Annotated in this window: 13 protein-coding genes and 1 pseudogene; 9 read left to right on the forward strand and 5 right to left on the reverse strand. The window is 41.4% G+C overall.

The features are described 5' to 3' along the window. The first annotated feature begins 155 nt into the window (after window positions 1–155). The 8 genes from sdsA to FTU22_RS07885 all read left to right on the forward strand — a co-directional run bounded on the left by sdsA (window position 156) and on the right by FTU22_RS07885 (window position 10,873). Complete coding sequence (gene sdsA, locus FTU22_RS07850) at window positions 156–1,133, forward strand: All-trans-nonaprenyl-diphosphate synthase (RefSeq protein WP_078191391.1); 978 nt, start codon at window positions 156–158, stop codon at window positions 1,131–1,133. Window positions 1,134–1,164: 31 nt separating this feature from the next. Beyond that, on the forward strand, window positions 1,165–3,216 hold the full coding sequence (locus tag FTU22_RS07855; protein WP_180093870.1) for a site-specific recombinase: 2,052 nt from the start codon (window positions 1,165–1,167) through the stop codon (window positions 3,214–3,216). A gap of 152 nt (window positions 3,217–3,368) precedes the next feature. Continuing rightward, the gene (locus tag FTU22_RS07860; RefSeq protein WP_180093781.1) at window positions 3,369–3,965 is read left to right on the forward strand and encodes a phosphatase PAP2 family protein; all 597 of its coding nucleotides are present in this window, start codon (window positions 3,369–3,371) and stop codon (window positions 3,963–3,965) included. Window positions 3,966–4,007: 42 nt separating this feature from the next. Beyond that, window positions 4,008–5,273: an efflux RND transporter periplasmic adaptor subunit gene (locus FTU22_RS07865; protein WP_180093783.1), complete on the forward strand. Its 1,266-nt coding sequence runs from the start codon at window positions 4,008–4,010 to the stop codon at window positions 5,271–5,273. 12 nt (window positions 5,274–5,285) lie between these two features. After that, window positions 5,286–8,465 (forward strand): efflux RND transporter permease subunit, encoded by a 3,180-nt coding sequence (locus FTU22_RS07870; RefSeq protein WP_078192210.1) that lies wholly within the window; start codon window positions 5,286–5,288, stop codon window positions 8,463–8,465. Further along, window positions 8,465–9,919, forward strand: a complete 1,455-nt coding sequence (gene adeK, locus FTU22_RS07875; protein WP_180034600.1) for a multidrug efflux RND transporter AdeIJK outer membrane channel subunit AdeK — start codon at window positions 8,465–8,467, stop codon at window positions 9,917–9,919. Before FTU22_RS07870 ends, adeK begins: the two co-directional genes overlap by 1 nt. A gap of 150 nt (window positions 9,920–10,069) precedes the next feature. Continuing rightward, window positions 10,070–10,426, forward strand: coding sequence for a YbjQ family protein (locus tag FTU22_RS07880; RefSeq protein WP_078192212.1), 357 nt, complete (start codon window positions 10,070–10,072; stop codon window positions 10,424–10,426). Between the two features lie 3 nt (window positions 10,427–10,429). Further along, window positions 10,430–10,873, forward strand: a complete 444-nt coding sequence (locus tag FTU22_RS07885; RefSeq protein ID WP_180093785.1) for a YbjQ family protein — start codon at window positions 10,430–10,432, stop codon at window positions 10,871–10,873. A gap of 33 nt (window positions 10,874–10,906) precedes the next feature. Here the strand turns inward: FTU22_RS07885 and FTU22_RS07890 are convergent, their stop codons facing one another. The 3 genes from FTU22_RS07890 to FTU22_RS07900 all read right to left on the reverse strand — a co-directional run bounded on the left by FTU22_RS07890 (window position 10,907) and on the right by FTU22_RS07900 (window position 13,520). Further along, on the reverse strand, window positions 10,907–11,923 hold the full coding sequence (locus tag FTU22_RS07890; RefSeq protein WP_180093787.1) for a hypothetical protein: 1,017 nt from the start codon (window positions 11,921–11,923) through the stop codon (window positions 10,907–10,909). Window positions 11,924–11,997: 74 nt separating this feature from the next. Next, window positions 11,998–12,804, reverse strand: a complete 807-nt coding sequence (locus FTU22_RS07895) for an SDR family oxidoreductase (RefSeq protein ID WP_180093789.1) — start codon at window positions 12,802–12,804, stop codon at window positions 11,998–12,000. Window positions 12,805–12,848: 44 nt separating this feature from the next. Further along, window positions 12,849–13,520 carry a hypothetical protein gene (locus FTU22_RS07900; RefSeq protein ID WP_180093791.1) on the reverse strand — a complete coding sequence of 224 codons (672 nt, stop codon included), beginning with the start codon at window positions 13,518–13,520 and terminating at the stop codon, window positions 12,849–12,851. Between the two features lie 184 nt (window positions 13,521–13,704). Here FTU22_RS07900 and FTU22_RS07905 point away from each other — a divergent pair, with 184 nt between their 5' ends. Continuing rightward, entirely contained in the window at window positions 13,705–16,599 is a 2,895-nt protein-coding gene (locus tag FTU22_RS07905) for a valine--tRNA ligase (RefSeq protein WP_180093793.1), read from the forward strand. A gap of 174 nt (window positions 16,600–16,773) precedes the next feature. On the opposite strand, the gene FTU22_RS07910 is transcribed toward FTU22_RS07905, so the two are convergent. Further along, window positions 16,774–17,382, reverse strand: coding sequence for a hypothetical protein (locus FTU22_RS07910; protein WP_180093795.1), 609 nt, complete (start codon window positions 17,380–17,382; stop codon window positions 16,774–16,776). Window positions 17,383–17,545: 163 nt separating this feature from the next. Further along, window positions 17,546–17,833: pseudogene (locus FTU22_RS07915) on the reverse strand (endonuclease domain-containing protein); the annotation flags it as partial. Window positions 17,834–17,995 lie beyond the last annotated feature (162 nt).

Genomic DNA, 17,995 nt, shown 5'->3' on the forward strand with positions numbered 1-17,995 from the left:
AAGATAAAAGTCTGTTAAAAAATAAGTACAATACTTCCGCTTGATGAAAAAAATCACTTAAGATTAAGTCAATTGAGTAAGTTCTTATCTGTTATTCATATAACAAATTGCTACACTACGTCTGTAATTCAAAAATTATTGAGGTTTCTCTTCATATGACCATCGACTTTAAGCAAGATATTCTCGCGCCTGTTGCTACTGACTTTGCTGCGATGGACAAATTTATTAATGAAGGGATCACGTCTAAAGTTGCCTTGGTCATGGCAGTCAGTAAACATGTAGTCGAAGCAGGCGGTAAACGCATGCGTCCCATTATGTGCTTACTTGCAGCAAAGGCTTGTGGCGCAGAAGATTTAGAAAAACACCGTAAACTTGCAGCAATTATTGAAATGCTGCATACCGCGACCTTGGTACATGACGACGTAGTCGATGAATCGGGTTTACGCCGTGGCCGCCCAACAGCAAATGCGACATGGAATAATCAAACTGCCGTACTTGTGGGTGATTTTTTGATTTCTCGCGCTTTTGATTTATTGGTGGATCTAGACAGCAAAGTATTACTCAAAGACTTTTCAACGGGTACCTGTGAAATTGCTGAAGGTGAAGTTTTACAACTTCAATCACAGCACCAACCTGAAACTACTGAACAAACCTATTTAGATATTATTCACGGTAAAACATCACGTTTATTTGAGCTCGCTACCGAAGGTGCAGCGATTCTGACTGGTACACCAGAGTACCGTGAACCGCTTAGAAAATTTGCCGGACACTTTGGAAATGCCTTTCAAATTATTGACGATATTTTAGATTACACCTCAGATGCTGAAACATTAGGTAAAAATATTGGTGATGATTTGATGGAAGGTAAACCAACTTTACCTTTAATCTCTGCCTTAAAGAATACCACTGGCGAAGAACATGACATTATTCGCCGCAGTATTGCCACAGGTGGTACGGCAGATTTAGAGCGTGTTATTCAGATTGTACAAAGCTCTGGGGCACTTGATTATTGTAGCCAACGAGCGACTGAAGAAACTGAGGCAGCACTAGCCGCTTTAGCAGCGCTACCAGATACTGAATATCGTCAAGCTTTAATCAACCTCGCAAACTTGGCATTACACCGAATTCAATAATTAACAATATTCATCGTAATCCCACTTGCCTATGCATATAAAACTCAATGATATCTTTTTGACCATGCAGCAACAGCTCGATACCCCTCGGGCTGTGCTGGATGAAAACTTGCTTATCGAATTGGTCAACCGAATTCGACCAGAAGATACAAAAAATACCGACGAAATTAAGAAAAAATTTCAGGCTTTCATCCAAGCTTTACTCATCACGCCAGATGCAGCCTCTACCCTGCAAAGTTTTGTCCTAAAACTCATTAGCCGATATAAACAAACCAGTTTATATGCGGACACGGGTATTTTGTCTCTCGATGGTTTTTGGGGACAACTGTTCCAACGGCTTGGCGCACATTTTCTTCCTGTGATCAATGACGAAACTCAATTACAAGATTTAGTCCGTCGAGTTTTTTATCGTCATAGCGACAAATATTGGCTGGACAGTATTGATGATCAGCAATGGATGCAGCTATTTCGACTGTTTAACCAAGGTCATAGCAATCAGGAAGAAAAAAAGAAAATTCGCCGTGAGTTAATTAAAGCCATTACCGTTTTGTCCTATCGGGTAAGTGGTATTGGCTTATATCCTGAATTTATTAATGCACAGCCTGAACTGACCGAATATGAATCACCTTTTTTGGTGCAAAACCGCGAAATAAACGATTTTATTCAGCAGTATAAAAAGCTCCATCAAAGTGCTGAAGAAATGAGTGCTGTGCTACCGCCAGATGCTTCTCAAGCGTTGGTAATGCTGGAACAATGTCGTGATGTGGTGCTGAAGATTCGGCGTGCGACCAAACGAATTGGTGTAAGTGTCAGCCTGACTTACTTATTGTCGCTTTTAGAACAGTGTTTAGATCGCTTAGAAATCTTACTCAACCTGATTGTTGAAGAAGATGATGTCCGCTATGTGTCTATGGGTAGTTTACTCAGTGATGTGACGTCAGCGATTTATAGCGAGCGCAGTGTGCGCGATTTGCTCGCCACCAATAGTGAATTGGTTGCCCTACAAGTCACCGAAAACGCAAGTAAAACTGGCGAACACTATGTAAGTACGGACAAACAAGGCTTTATGAGCATGTACCGATCTGCGGCAGGTGCCGGTGTGATCATTGCATGTATGGCAACTTTAAAAGTGCTGATGGCCCGTGTCAGCATGGCACCGCTCATGCAAGCCATTTCATATAGTCTGAACTACTCTTTCGGATTTATGCTGATTCATGTCTTACATTTTACTGTTGCCACTAAACAGCCTGCGATGACAGCTGCCGCCCTTGCCTCGACGGTTCAGCATCGTAAAGGCTCGAAAATGGCGCAGATTGCCGAGCTTGCCGCGCTGATTATTAACATCATTCGAACCCAGTTTATTGCAATCTTAGGCAACATCAGTATTGCGATTCCAGTTGCAGCATTGATCGCCTTAAGTTGGGACATGGCTTTACATGAGCCATTAATGAATCATGCAAAAGCAGCTAAAACCTTACACGACCTCAATCCATTTACCTCATTGGCTGTGCCACATGCTGCGATTGCTGGGGTATGTTTGTTTTTATCAGGTTTGCTTGCTGGATACTTTGACAACATGGCGATCTATCGCAAAGTTGGACCACGGATTCAAGCACATCCAAAGTTAAAACGCATCATGGGTCAAGAGAGACTGGATAAGCTTGCCGCTTACATTGAGCGAAACTTAGGTGCTTTAGCAGGTAACTTCTTATTCGGGATCATGCTGGGCAGTATGGGAACGATTGGATTTATTTTTGGTTTACCTTTAGATATTCGCCATATCGCCTTCGCCTCGGCCAACTTCATTCAAGGCCTCATCAATATTAATGGTTCACCAGACATTGGCTTAATCATTGTGTCATTCTTAGGGGTTATTCTGATCGGTCTGACTAACTTATTCGTCAGTTTCACGTTAACCATTATTGTGGCACTACGGGCACGTCGCGTAAGATTTGAACAATGGAAACCACTGGCTAAACTGGTGATGACTCATTTTCTAACGCGACCAAGTGATTTTTTCTGGCCACCGAAAACCCCACTTGAAGTTGAAGATGGCACACAAGCCAGTAAGAACAATCATTAGCAGATTTGTGTTTTATTTTAGTAAGATGTAAATGAACACAAAAAATAAAATCAGTATGATTTACACATACTTGAAATAAAGTGTACTGATGAGTACACTTTAGTCCATTAATTAACCGAGCTCAAACCGGTTAAAATGACAAGGAATAAAATATGCCACGAACGCTACTGTTTGTTGGTTTTTTTGCATTAATTATCAGTGTGTTGTCGCTTTATTCTAGCTATTTAAATCTATTAGATTTAAGTATCGTGGAATGGATGAATCAGCACCGTATTGCTGTTTTTAATCAAATTGCCATCGGACTTTCCGCGCTAGGCGGCATGCCTTTTGTATTATTTTTCACCACGCTATGGTGTTTACACTTTGCGTGGTATAAAAAATATACAGAGATTGTTTTTATCAGTATAGGGATCTTTGGAAGTATCGGCCTTGCATGGTTGCTTAAATTTACGTTTACCAGACCACGTCCCCCAGAAATGTACCATCTTGTAGCATCTTACGGGAGTTCATTTCCAAGCGCGCATAGTTGTTATGCTGCATCGCTTGCGTGTCTGATGATCTTGATTTGCCGACAACATGCTCAACATCGCTTGATCACCATTTTGGCATTGTTATGGATGCTGTGTATGGGTGTTTCGCGAGTATATGTTGGGGTTCATTTTCCGACAGATGTCTTATCCGGTTGGAGCATAAGTTTTATTTGGATCGCGCTACTTTATTTGAGTTACATCAAAATCAGTAAAGCGTAAACAAATGAATAATTTAGATAAATATCTAATTGAGGTGGAACAATGATGTCTGCAAAGCTTTGGGCTCCCGCCCTGACTGCTTGCGCATTGGCAACAAGTATTGCACTTGTTGGTTGTAGCAAAGATCCTAAAGATGCACAGCAAGCTGCTGCTGCACAGCAAATGCCACCAACTGAAGTCGGTGTCATTGTTGCCCAACCGCAAAGCGTTGAACAATCTGTTGAACTTTCAGGCCGTACATCTGCCTATGAAATTTCAGAAGTACGTCCACAAACCAGTGGTGTAGTACTGAAACGTCTATTTGCAGAAGGCAGTTATGTTCGCGAAGGACAAGCCTTGTACGAGATCGACTCGCGTACAAACCGTGCTTCAGCTGACAGTGCTCGTGCTGCTTTAACACGTCAACAAGCAAACCTAAACGTGTTACGTGTTAAAGAAGGTCGTTACCGTCAGCTTGTTGGCTCAAATGCGATTTCAAAACAAGAATATGACGATATTGTTGCGCAAGTAAAACTGGCTGAAGCAGACGTTGCTGCATCTCAGGCAGAACTTAAAAATGCAGAAATTAACTTAGGTTATTCAACTGTACGTGCGCCAATTTCGGGTCAAACTAACCGTTCAACAGTGACAGCGGGTGCATTAGTTACTGCATCTCAGGCTGATCCATTAGTCACAATTCAACGTCTTGATCCAATGTACGTTGACATTAACCAATCAAGTGCTGAACTTCTTCGTCTACGCCAACAGTTAAGCCAAGGCAACTTGGACAGCAGTAATAACACCAAAGTGAAATTACGTCTTGAAGATGGTAGCGAATACCCAATTGAAGGTCGTCTTGCATTTTCTGATGCGAGTGTAAACCCAGATACAGGTACGGTTACACTTCGTGCTGTTTTTTCTAACCCGAATCATTTATTACTTCCGGGTATGTTTACCAATGCTCGCATCGTTCAAGGTGTGATTCCAAATGCTTACCTGATTCCACAAGCTGCTATTACACGTACCCCTACAGGTCAAGCAATGGCAATGATTGTGAATGCAAAAGGTGCTGTTGAATCTCGTCCTGTAACCACTGTTGGTACACAAGGTTCGAATTGGATCGTGACTCAAGGCTTGAATACTGGCGATAAAGTGATTGTTGACGGTATTGCGAAAGTTAAGCCAGAACAACAAGTTGTAGCCAAACCGTATCAACCTCAGGCTGCTGCACCTCAAGGTGCGCAACAACCTGCTGCAGCAAAGCCAGATGCTAAAGTTGCAGAACAAGCAGCACCTAAATCTGAACAAAAAGCTACTTCAAACGCATAGGGAGTAGACTGAATGGCTCAATTCTTTATTCATCGCCCCATTTTTGCGTGGGTGATTGCATTGGTGATTATGTTGGCGGGTGTACTCACGCTATCTAATATGCCAATTGCACAGTATCCGACCATTGCGCCGCCAACGGTTTCAATCTCTGCGACTTACCCTGGTGCGTCTGCAGAAACAGTTGAAAACACCGTAACCCAAATCATTGAACAACAAATGAATGGTTTGGATGGCTTACGTTATATTTCGTCAAACAGTGCGGGTAATGGTCAAGCATCTATTACATTGAACTTTGAACAAGGGATCGATCCAGATATCGCCCAAGTTCAAGTCCAAAACAAACTCCAGTCTGCGACAGCGCTATTACCTGAAGATGTACAGCGTCAAGGTGTAAAAGTCACCAAATCTGGCGCAAGCTTCCTACAAGTTGTAGCATTCCACTCACCATCAGGTAAGTTGACTGCGGACGACATTAAGGACTATGTAAACTCGAATATTTCTGAACCTCTCAGCCGTGTGGCAGGTGTAGGTGAAGTCCAAGTATTCGGTGGTTCTTATGCGATGCGTATTTGGCTAGATCCAGCCAAAATGGCAAACCTGAAAGTTACACCGAGTGATGTGGCTGCGGCTATCCGTACACAGAATGCTCAGGTTGCTGTTGGTCAGTTAGGCGGTGCGCCTGCAACTGAAGGTCAAGTACTGAACGCGACAGTTACAGCACAAAGTTTGTTGCAAACACCAGAGCAGTTTAAAAACATTTTCCTGCGTAACAGTAGTGATGGTGCTCAGGTACGTTTAGGTGATGTTGCACGTGTTGAATTAGGTGCTGACAACTATCAGTTTGACTCTAAGTTCAACAACAAACCTGCTGGTGGTGTAGCGATCAAACTAGCAACTGGTGCAAACGCATTAGATACAGCCGAAGCTGTTGAAGCACGTTTAAAAGAACTACGTCCAAACTACCCTGAAGGTTTAAAAGACACGCTTGCATTTGATACGACTCCATTCATTAAGTTATCGATTGAAAGTGTTGTACATACCCTTGTAGAAGCCGTGATTCTCGTATTCTTTGTGATGTTCTTGTTCTTACAGAACTGGCGCGCAACGATTATTCCGACATTGGCTGTACCTGTAGTGGTATTGGGTACTTTTGCTGTCATTAACATGTTTGGTTTCTCGATCAACACACTCACCATGTTCGCGATGGTACTGGCGATTGGTCTCCTCGTGGATGATGCGATTGTTGTCGTAGAGAACGTTGAACGTGTCATGGTCGAAGATCATCTTGACCCTGTGACTGCAACTGAAATCTCAATGAAACAGATCTCGGGTGCCTTAATCGGTATTACCTCTGTGTTAACCGCTGTATTCGTGCCGATGGCATTCTTCGGTGGTACGACAGGTGTAATTTATCGTCAGTTCTCAATCACGCTGGTAACAGCAATGATTCTGTCATTGATTGTGGCATTGACCTTTACCCCTGCCCTATGTGCGACCATGTTGAAACAACATGATCCAAACAAACCTGAAAGCAACAATATCTTTGCCCGTTTCTTCCGTTGGTTTAACAGCTCTTTTGATAAAGTTGCGCATAAATACCAAGGCGGCGTGAACTTCATGACGCACCACAAGATTTTCTCTGGTGTGATTTATGCAGTTGTAATCGGGTTGTTAGTGCTTTTATTCCAAAAGTTACCATCATCATTCTTACCTGAAGAAGACCAAGGTGTTGTAATGACACTGGTACAGTTACCACCGAATGCCTCACTTGAGCGTACGGATAAAACTGTCACTGCAATGACCGATTACTTCCTGAAAAACGAAGAAAAATATGTCGATTCTGTATTCAGTGTTGCCGGTTTCTCGTTCACAGGTGTAGGTCAAAACGCAGGTCTTGCATTCATCAAGTTAAAAGATTGGGAAGACCGTACATCACCTGAATCTCAAGTGGGTGCGATTATTCAACGTGGTATGGCATTGAACATGATCGTGAAGGATGCTTCATACATCATGCCAATCCAATTACCAGCAATGCCTGAATTGGGTGTAACTGCCGGCTTCAACTTGCAGTTAAAAGCTTCTGCAGGTCAAACTCATCAACAACTTATCGATGCCCGTAATATGGTACTCGGTATGGCTGCTCAAGATAAACGCCTCATGGGTGTTCGTCCTAACGGTCAAGAAGATACACCACAGTACAAAATCACGATTGACCAAGCTCAAGCTGGTGCAATGGGTGTGAGTATTTCTGAGATTAACACCACAATGGGTATGGCATGGGGTGGTTCTTACATCAATGACTTCGTTGACCGTGGTCGTGTGAAGAAAGTCTATGTACAAGGTGAGGCTGCGGCACGTATGATGCCTGAAGACCTGAGCCAGTGGTATGTCCGTAACAACCAAGGCACAATGGTTCCATTCTCGACCTTCGCTACTGGCGAATGGACTTATGGTTCACCACGTCTTGAACGTTATAACGGTATCGCATCTGTGAACATTCAAGGTTCACCGGGTGTGGGTGTAAGTTCGGGCGATGCGATGAAAGCGATGGAAGAAATTGTACAAAAACTTCCTTCGATGGGCGTTCAAGGCTTTGACTATGAATGGACTGGTTTATCTCTAGAAGAACGTGAGTCTGGCGCACAAGCACCATTCTTATACGCACTTTCATTGTTAATCGTCTTCCTATGTCTTGCTGCCTTGTATGAAAGCTGGTCTATTCCGTTCTCAGTATTACTGGTTGTACCATTAGGTGTATTGGGTGCGTTATTACTGACTTTCCTTGGAATGGTGTTCTTCAAAAATCCAAACTTGGCGAATAACATTTACTTCCAGGTGGCTATTATTGCCGTCATTGGTTTGTCCGCGAAGAATGCGATCTTGATCGTAGAATTCGCCAAAGAACTTCAAGAAAAAGGTGAAGATCTGTTTGACGCAACATTGCATGCCGCTAAAATGCGTCTACGTCCAATTATCATGACCACTTTAGCCTTTGGTTTTGGTGTACTTCCGCTTGCCCTTTCTTCGGGTGCAGGTGCAGGTAGTCAGCACTCCGTAGGTTATGGTGTATTGGGTGGCGTAATCAGTTCTACCCTACTTGGTATCTTCTTTATTCCTGTGTTCTATGTATGGATCCGAAGTATCTTTAAGTACAAACCAAAACAACAAAATAATCAGGAGCATTTATCGTGATGCAAAATGTATGGTCTATTGCAGGTCGTAGCATTGCGGTTTCTTCACTTGCGCTTGCTTTGGCTGCCTGCCAAAGCATGCGTGGTCCAGAGCCGGTTGTTCAGACCAATATCCCCGAAAGCTACACAGCAAGTGCTTCTGGTACTTCTGTTGCTGAACAAGGATATAAAGATTTCTTTGCTGACCAACGTCTGGTACAAGTTCTTGACTTAGCTTTAGCCAATAACCGTGACCTACGTACGGCTGCTTTAAATATTGAACGTGCACAGCAACAGTATCAAATCACTGCCAATGGTCAATTACCAACCATTGGTGCAAGTGGTAGTGTACTTCGTCAAGACACGTTGAATACACAAAAGCCTATCACCTCTTATAATGTCGGTTTAGGTGTCACTGCCTATGAACTTGATTTTTGGGGTCGTGTACGTAGCTTAAAAGACAATGCTTTAGACAGTTACCTTGCAACTGCAAGTGCCCGTGATGCAACACAAATTGCGTTGATCGGTCAAGTGGCTCAAGCATGGTTAAACTATGCATACGCTAACTCAAACTTGAAGCTTGCGGATCAAACCTTAAAGGCTCAGCTTGAATCTTACAACCTCAACAAAAAGCGTTTTGATGTCGGTATTGACAGTGAAGTTCCTGTTCGTCAGGCTCAAATTTCTGTAGAAACTGCACGTAATGATGTTGCGAATTACAAGACTCAAATTGCTCAAGCGCAAAACTTATTGAACCTATTAGTGGGTCAACAAGTGCCTGCGAACTTGCTGCCAAATCAACGTGTCAGTCGAATTACTTCGACCAATACCATTGGTTCAGGTATTCCAAGTGACTTGTTGAACAACCGTCCAGATGTACGTGCAGCTGAATATAAACTGTCTGCTGCTGGTGCGAACATTGGTGCAGCTAAAGCACGTCTGTTCCCTACGATTAGTCTGACAGGTTCAGCGGGTTATGCTTCAACGGACTTAGGTGATCTATTTAAATCAGGCAACTTTGTATGGTCTGCTGGCCCTAGCCTAGATATTCCAATTTTCGACTGGGGTACACGTCAGGCAAATATTAAAGTTTCTGAAACTGACCAGAAAATTGCATTGTCTGATTATGAAAAATCAGTTCAGTCAGCTTTCCGTGAAGTGAATGATGCGCTTGCAGTTCGCCAAAACATTGGTGACCGTATTGCAGCACAGCGCCGTTTAGTTGATGCAACCAACACAACGTACAAACTATCAAATGCTCGCTTCCGTGCTGGTATTGATAGCTACTTAACTGTACTGGATGCGCAGCGTGCATCTTATGCAGCTGAGCAAGGTTTGTTGTTGCTTGAACAAGCAAATCTCAACAATCAAGTTGAATTGTATAAAACACTTGGTGGTGGTATCAAAGCCAACACTTCTGATGCTGTGCAATACCAACCTTCTACTGCTGAGCGTAAAGCTGCATCAAAACAATAATTTGAGTTAGCCTAGCCCGTAATATTTGAAAAGCTCACTTCGGTGGGCTTTTTCATTTTTAAATCGGAGCTACAAAATAAAAATGAACATATTGCTTTTTGCTGAAGAGTTTCCTATCTTCAATTCACCTTTTTATATTGATAACTAAAAATGCTTTTAAGTAATCTTGAATCTGTTCCGGGTCATACCATTACACAACAACTTGATGTCGTTTATGGCAGTACTGTCCGCAGTAAACATGTTGGTCGTGACTTTATGGCTGGCCTAAAAAATATCGTGGGTGGTGAACTCAAAGGTTATACAGAACTACTCGAAGAATCCCGTCAAGAAGCTATGAGCCGTATGATTGACAAAGCACGTGCCTTAGGCGCGAATGCGGTCGTCGGTATCCGTTTTTCAACCTCAAATATTGCTCAAGGCGCCTCTGAATTATTTGTGTATGGCACGGCTGTTCGCGTAGAAGCCAACTCAGCAAAACTCCCAGACCCATTTCCAACTCAGGACTAAGTCATGGATGCCTTTATTTTTAAAGTCCTGATCTTTGTGGTGCTCTTTTGTATTGGTTGGGGCTTCGGTCGCCATATCGAACAAAAACATCTCAAAGAACTCGAAGCTCAAGAAAAGCGATTGGCGCATATTCGCATAGACAACAACCGCTTTAAAACTACTGAACAATTCGGACAACTGATTTCAAGTAATGTAGTGATTTCACATGATTATTTTAAATATGTGATTGCCAATATTCAGAACTTCTTTGGCGGACGTTTAACCAGTTATGAAAGCATCGTCGATCGGGCACGTCGTGAAGCCGTGGTGCGTTTAAAGCAAGAAGCTGAAAAGATGGGCGCAAACCAAATTATGGGCTTACGTTTAAGCACCACTGAGTTGGGTATGCAAGGTGGCATGGTCGAAGTCTTTGCGTATGGAACAGCAATTCAAAAGAGAGACATCTGATCTCTCTACTTCTCCCCAATTCATTTTTACTATTTAATTTACTTTACACAATGTGTTTTCAAACTCTTCATAACTCACATTTTCATTGCGACAAACTTTAAAACAAACTTCATTAAATTTCTTTTCATCAATATTTGGATCATGATAACTAAATGCAACATCTCCAGCATAAGCACGTGCCAGATCTTGCACCACAATGTCAGCTTTACATCCATATAAAGTTGGACATGCCTCTAATGTTCCTTCGTAATACTCTTTACACTGAGTCGGTTCGACATCCACCTTATTGGTTTTTTGCATCGACACATTTAAACCATTTTCATTCATTAGAAGAAAATATTGAAGTTTTCTAAATGGTTTTAAGTCAATCTCGAGTCCCGAATGATTGATACGAGCCAATTGATCTTTGTAAGAATTATGATCATCTGAGATTAACTCTGCATTACCAGCTTTGTCGATTTTGATAAAGCTATAGTTGACAGGCATATATGCGCCACTCCCCTTATGTGCAATCACTTCGATCAAATGATCTTTCGCAATAAATGCTCCCGTAAATACAGTCGATTCAACACTGGTCAGCAACTTACCTTTCACTAAAACACAATATCCAAAACATTGATCTTTGAATCTAGCCTGATCGCCTTTAAAATCATCAACAGGATGAAATTCAGCTCGCCATTTAAAATCACCAATTTTATTCGAGCTATAAGGTAATTTATCAACATCTGAATCTTGAGGATTTTGACTGTAATACTCAGACTTCAATAATCCTTTTTCATCAAACAGTGCTTCGATCGGTAACCACCCCTCATTTGGTCCTCGCATAACAACTTCTGCACTCGCCGCTTCAACTTTAGGTTCAATCTCAACAGATTCAGTAACGGGTTCTGATAGAGTTCCTATTTCTTTTTCAGGCTTTTCGAGCGTTGACTTCTGCTCAATTTTTTGAGTTTTCTGTTTAAAATAAAAATATGCCACTGTACCGATTGCACCAATGATTGCGCACAAAATGATGGCTATTCCCCATTTGTTAAAATTATTCTTTTTCATTTCTTATAATCTCGTTACTCATTAAAAAAGTCACTGTTAAGAGTGACTTTTAAACTATTTAAACTTGATAAAATTTACTTCACTTTGGTTTTACGAATCATTTTATATAACGTTGTCGGTGATAATCGAGATACCCAAACACCGAGCTTTTCTTTAGAACCACCCACCACGATGTATTCTTCCCCACGTTGCAAAGATTGCACCACCGTTTCGGCAAACTCATTGGCTTCTAGACCATTTTCAATGGCTTCATCCTGATGCCCTTGTGGCTTGCCTGCACCATTGAGTGCATTAAATGAAACATTGGTTTTGACAAATCCGGGGAATATCACCGATACGCCCACCCCTTGATCTGCCACTTCTGCACGTAGACTGTTTGCCCACATATGAATAGCAGCTTTTGCAGCAGAATAGGTCGCGCGGTACTGTGTCCCTAATAAGCCTGCAACACTTGAAACAAAAGCAATTCGACCCGACTTTTGCGCTATAAAAGTCGGTAAAACGGTTTTAGTCAAATAGACTTGAGAAAAATAATCTACTTCCATGATGGCACGTTCAGTTTGCATGGTCGTATCCGTGATCAATGCACGCTGACTCAATCCCGCATTATTGATTAGCCAATCAATTCGGCCTTTATGCGCAAGGACTTGTTCATAAGCATGGCGAACTTGTTCTTCATTGGTAATATCGGCACACACTGAAAGATGCTGATCTGGATGTAATAATGAAACCCGGACTTTTTCCAACTCTTCAAAACGACGTGCGGTCAAAATGACCTGCGCCCCTTGCAAAGCACATTCTTTTGCTAAAGCTTCACCCAAACCTGACGATGCCCCAGTAATCCATACCACTTTTCCGTTCAAATCATCACGTTTTGCCATTTTGACATCCTTTTAAATAACTAATTTATTCATTTATATGTATTTTATGCTTTACGTAGTACAGGCTCATTGTTCAAAAACACCATAAAATGATCAAAGTACTGACTCATCGATTGTGCATCATAAATTTTGCCGAGTTTATCGAAGCGTTTATATCCGAGTTGCGTGGTGAGATTGATGACACCGGTTAAAGTTTTATCCACCACCATATTAAATTTCAGCATTTTTTTTGGTTCTCGCACCAAATGCGTCACCCCGGCATCGACCACTTGTGTAAATGCCTTCAATGCGAGTGGGACATATTGATTCTGCCCTTCTTTCATTTGACTGACATAGGCAAGCAAGTCGGTGGCTAAAGAGGCATCGATCGGATAATGCATATAATGCTGACCATCTTCGCTGTAAAAACGTCCATATAAATAATTTACCATCGGTACAAGGCGGTCATTGCTGAAAAAAGACACCGACCACGGCATATATTTACGGGTCGTTTCACGTATTTGCTGAATAATTTTTTCGGATTCATTGTCTCCAGACTTATTCATGCGCGCCATTTGGCCAAAAACTTGATCTAAAATTTCACATGCAATATCCGCTAAATTATCCCCTAAGGCTTTGGACTGACTTTCTGTTTCACCTGCATTGAGTTTTTGATGAATCGTCTCAAAACGTTGATATGTCGTAGGTTGAATCTTTAAAGAAATAGAATAAGTCATTTGATATTGCTCCTTTTATCTTAGTTTTGGGATCAATGGATACTTCTTATCTTAGGTCCTATCATACGGACTCTTTTATTTACTGCCAAATCCTAAAAGTTAACATTCGCCCAACATCCCTAATTCACCATTTTTTTTGCTACAATAGATCTAATTTTTTATCCACTTTTGATCTGTTTAGACTATGACTGATTCAGCGCAAAATATTGCTACGACCTACGATCCGACCGAGATCGAAAAAAAATGGTACAAGACTTGGGAAGAGAGAGGCTACTTCAAGCCATCTCAAAAAGGTGATTCATTCTGTATTATGATTCCGCCACCAAACGTCACTGGTAGCTTGCATATGGGTCATGGTTTCAACAATGCCATTATGGATGCGTTGACTCGTTATAACCGCATGTCTGGCAAAAATACCCTTTGGCAGCCGGGTACCGACCATGCAGGTATCGCAACGCAAATGGTTGTTGAACGTCAATTGGGTGCTGAAGGCATCAGCCGTCACGACCTTGGCCGTGAAAAGTTCATCGAAAAAGTGTGGGAATGGAAAGAACAATCTGGCGGGAACATTACCCGTCAAATTCGTCGTCTAGGCTCATCTGTAGACTGGTCACGTGAACGCTTCACCATGGATGAAGGTTTATCAAATGCCGTTAAAGAAGTGTTTGTTAAGCTACATGAAGAAGGCTTAATTTACCGTGGTAAACGCCTTGTGAACTGGGACCCTAAACTACAAACTGCCCTTTCTGACTTGGAAGTTGAGTCTGATAAAGAAGAAGCAGGTTCACTGTGGCACTTCAAATACTTCTTTGAAGACAAATCAATCCGCACCCATGACGGCAAAGATCACATTGTTGTGGCGACCACTCGTCCTGAAACATTGCTTGGCGATACAGCTGTTGCGGTTGCGCTTGATGATGAACGCTATGCAGCGCTTGTAGGCAAAAACATCATCCTACCTATTACAGGCCGTGCTGTTCCTATCGTAAAAGACGAATATGTAGACAAAGAATTTGGTACAGGCTGTGTGAAAATCACCCCTGCGCACGACTTCAATGACTATGAAGTGGGCAAACGCTGTGAACTTCCAATCATCAATATCTTCAACAAAAATGCTGAAGTTCTTGCTGAGTTTGAATACATCGCAAAAGCGGGCGAGCAAATTTCTAAAACCATTCCTGCACCTGCGGATTACATTGGTTTAGAACGTTTTGAAGCACGTAAAAAATTGGTTGCTCAAGCGGAAGCTGAAGGCTGGTTAGACCAAATTCAACCATATACCTTGAAGCCACCTCGTGGTGACCGTTCAGGTGTGATCGTTGAACCATTACTGACTGACCAATGGTATGTGAAGATCGCTCCGCTTGCTGAGCCTGCGATTAAAGCAGTTAAAGATGGCGAGATTAAATTCGTTCCTGAGCAATACAGCAACATGTACATGGCTTGGATGAACAACATTCAAGACTGGTGTATCTCACGTCAATTATGGTGGGGTCACCGTATTCCAGCTTGGTACGATGCTGAAGGCAACGTATTTGTCGGTCGCGACGAAGCTGAAGTTCGTGCGAAAAATGGCATTGCGCCTGAAGTTGAATTGAAACAAGACGAAGACGTGCTTGATACATGGTTCTCTTCTGGTCTTTGGACGTTCTCAACTCTAGGTTGGACTGGCGACGCTGCGAAAGATAAAGAAAACTATTTCTTAAATACTTTCCACCCGACTGATGTACTGGTAACAGGTTTCGACATTATCTTCTTCTGGGTTGCCCGCATGATCATGATGACCATGCACTTCATGAAAAATGAAGATGGCACACCGCAAGTTCCGTTCAAAACTGTGTATGTACATGGTTTGGTTCGTGATGGCGAAGGTCAGAAAATGTCTAAATCTAAGGGCAACGTGCTTGACCCATTAGATTTGATTGACGGTGTTGATCTTGAAACTTTAGTACAAAAACGTACCACAGGTTTGATGAACCCGAAACAAGCGGCGAAGATTGAAAAATCGACCCGTAAAGAATTCCCTGAAGGTATTCAATCTTACGGTACAGATGCTGTTCGTTTCACATTCTGTGCGCTTGCAAACACAGGTCGTGACATCAAGTTCGACATGAAACGTGTTGAAGGTTACCGTAACTTTGCCAACAAAATCTGGAACGCTACCCGTTTCGTGATGATGAACTGCGAAGAGCAAGTGATTGGTCAAGAAGTACGTCAAGACCTTTGGGAATTGCCTGAACAATGGATCGTGAGCCGTCTGCAAAAAGCGGAACAAGCGGTGCAAACAGCATTTGCAACGTATCGTTTAGACTTGGCTGCACAAGCAATTTACGAGTTCATTTGGAATGAATACTGTGACTGGTATGTCGAGCTGACTAAGCCTGTTCTAAATGATGAAAACGTATCAGTTGAGCGTAAAGCTGAAGTACGTCGTGTTCTTCTTGCTGTAATGGAAGCATCTTTACGTTTGGCTCATCCGTTGATGCCTTACCTAACAGAAGAAATTTGGCAAACGCTTGCGCCGAAACTGAACATTTCTGGCGAAACAATCATGTTGGCTCAGTACCCTGTTGCTGAACAAGCATTGATTAACGAACAAGCTGAAGCAGATATGCAATGGCTGCAAGGTTTGATTGGTGCGGTACGTAACATCCGTGGTGAGATGGGTCTTGGTAATGCTCGCTTGTTGCCTGTTCTTCTTCAAAACACCACTGAAGCTGAAAAAGCGCAAATCTCACGTATTGAACCGTTGTTTAAGGCATTGGCAAAAGTTGAAAGCATTACCTTCTTGGCTGATGCTGAACAACCACCATTGTCATCGTCTTCTGTTGTAGGTCACGTGTCTGTATTCGTTCCTATGAAGGGTTTAATTGACCCGAAAGCGGAATTGGGTCGTTTGCAAAAAGACTTAGACAAGGTTCAAAAACAGCATGACCAAATTGCAACGAAGCTTGCAAATGAAGGTTTTGTGTCTAAAGCACCTGCGGCTGTGGTTGAAGGCGAGAAAGTGAAACTTGCTGAGTTTGCTGACCAATTAGCGAAAATTAAAGCGAATATGGAGCAGATTGCAGCGCTTTAATGGCTGTGGTTTGATACAAAAAAATCCCCTCTTAGTGAGGGGATTTTTTTATAGCTGATATAAAAATTGTAAAATTAGTAATATTAAAATATAACGAGTAAGATAATATGAAAAAAATTATACTAAGTCATAACCTAAATTAAGGATATCAATCAGTAGTTTGAAATCTTTCTTCTAATTTTTGCAAGTTATAGATTTTTGCAAATCTATTATTTGTTTATTTAAAGATTCAGCTTTAAGGTCAATCTCTTTACTACTCTCATTTCTAAATACTACGATTCCCGGATTTAGTAAATCATGTCTTTCCTTCTGTAATGATTTAATCTGCGTGATAACTCCTTCATTAACACTCAAATTTTCGATCATTTTATCTTTTACATTAATAACATTGCTCAATTCCTTTATTTGTACATCTAAGTGAGTTTTTTCTTGAATACATGAGTTTAATTTTTCATTCAAATCAAAAATATTATTCTTATTGTTATTAATTTCTAAATCTTTAAATACAACGGTACCTAATTGTTTTTCAATAGATTTATTATTTGATTGAAAATTCTCAATGATTTGTTGATTTTTTTCATTTTTAGCTTGAAGTTGTTGCATATCTTTTTCTAAATAAGAAATTTGCTGCCTACCCTGTTCTAACTTAGGTGCATAGATGACCTTCTCAAACACTACCCAGGACAAAGGAACCCAAATGAATGCGGATAATATTATAATCACCACTATTTTAAAAATTATATGATTACTTACTAAATCAACAACATCTCTAAAAGTAAGCACAAAGCCTCCACCATATTAAATATCAAGTTTAAAAATAACATAACTTATTTTTTAAGTCAGTTTATTGTCTAAAATCTCATCATTTATTAAATTTTGGGTCAAAATACACCTTTGATAAATCCTCCAACACCACATCCATTTGCCTCAATACATCATGATTCTAATACCGTACAACCGTTAAACCCAAAGCCTCCAAAAACTTGGTTCGTTCAGCATCATATTCAATCACATCATCAGACCCATGCTGACTACCGTCCAACTCAATCACTAAACCAATTTCATGACAGTAAAAATCCACAATATATGGTTGAATCACATGCTGACGACGAAATTTAAGATTCATAAAACGCTTGGCACGGAGTACTTGCCACATCATGTGTTCTCCATCGGTGGCGGTGTGGCGCATGTATTTGGCGAATTTTAAAAGTTGGGGGTCTAGTTTATTGTTCATTAAGTTTTGTTTTTATTATTTTATTTAGATTATCAAATTTTATAACCTCTCCCTAGCCCTCTCCTACAAGGAGAGGGAATATTCATTATTAAGCCGATTGACGGTATTTAATTAGATGCAGCTCCCTCTCCTGAGCGAGTTTTAAAGCACTGCTTTAAAACG

Source organism: Acinetobacter sp. YH12076 (assembly GCF_013419525.1).
In the GTDB taxonomy this organism is placed as follows: domain Bacteria; phylum Pseudomonadota; class Gammaproteobacteria; order Pseudomonadales; family Moraxellaceae; genus Acinetobacter; species Acinetobacter amyesii.

Bases quoted from the DNA above. Each gene is read 5' to 3' on its own strand.
- sdsA (WP_078191391.1), top strand. From the start codon at position 156: ATGACCATCGACTTTAAGCAAGATATTCTCGCGCCTGTTGCTACTGAC.
- FTU22_RS07855 (WP_180093870.1), top strand. From the start codon at position 1,165: ATGCATATAAAACTCAATGATATCTTTTTGACCATGCAGCAACAGCTC.
- FTU22_RS07860 (WP_180093781.1), top strand. From the start codon at position 3,369: ATGCCACGAACGCTACTGTTTGTTGGTTTTTTTGCATTAATTATCAGT.
- FTU22_RS07865 (WP_180093783.1), top strand. From the start codon at position 4,008: ATGATGTCTGCAAAGCTTTGGGCTCCCGCCCTGACTGCTTGCGCATTG.
- FTU22_RS07870 (WP_078192210.1), top strand. From the start codon at position 5,286: ATGGCTCAATTCTTTATTCATCGCCCCATTTTTGCGTGGGTGATTGCA.
- adeK (WP_180034600.1), top strand. From the start codon at position 8,465: ATGCAAAATGTATGGTCTATTGCAGGTCGTAGCATTGCGGTTTCTTCA.
- FTU22_RS07880 (WP_078192212.1), top strand. From the start codon at position 10,070: ATGCTTTTAAGTAATCTTGAATCTGTTCCGGGTCATACCATTACACAA.
- FTU22_RS07885 (WP_180093785.1), top strand. From the start codon at position 10,430: ATGGATGCCTTTATTTTTAAAGTCCTGATCTTTGTGGTGCTCTTTTGT.
- FTU22_RS07890 (WP_180093787.1), bottom strand. From the start codon at position 11,923: ATGAAAAAGAATAATTTTAACAAATGGGGAATAGCCATCATTTTGTGC.
- FTU22_RS07895 (WP_180093789.1), bottom strand. From the start codon at position 12,804: ATGGCAAAACGTGATGATTTGAACGGAAAAGTGGTATGGATTACTGGG.
- FTU22_RS07900 (WP_180093791.1), bottom strand. From the start codon at position 13,520: ATGACTTATTCTATTTCTTTAAAGATTCAACCTACGACATATCAACGT.
- FTU22_RS07905 (WP_180093793.1), top strand. From the start codon at position 13,705: ATGACTGATTCAGCGCAAAATATTGCTACGACCTACGATCCGACCGAG.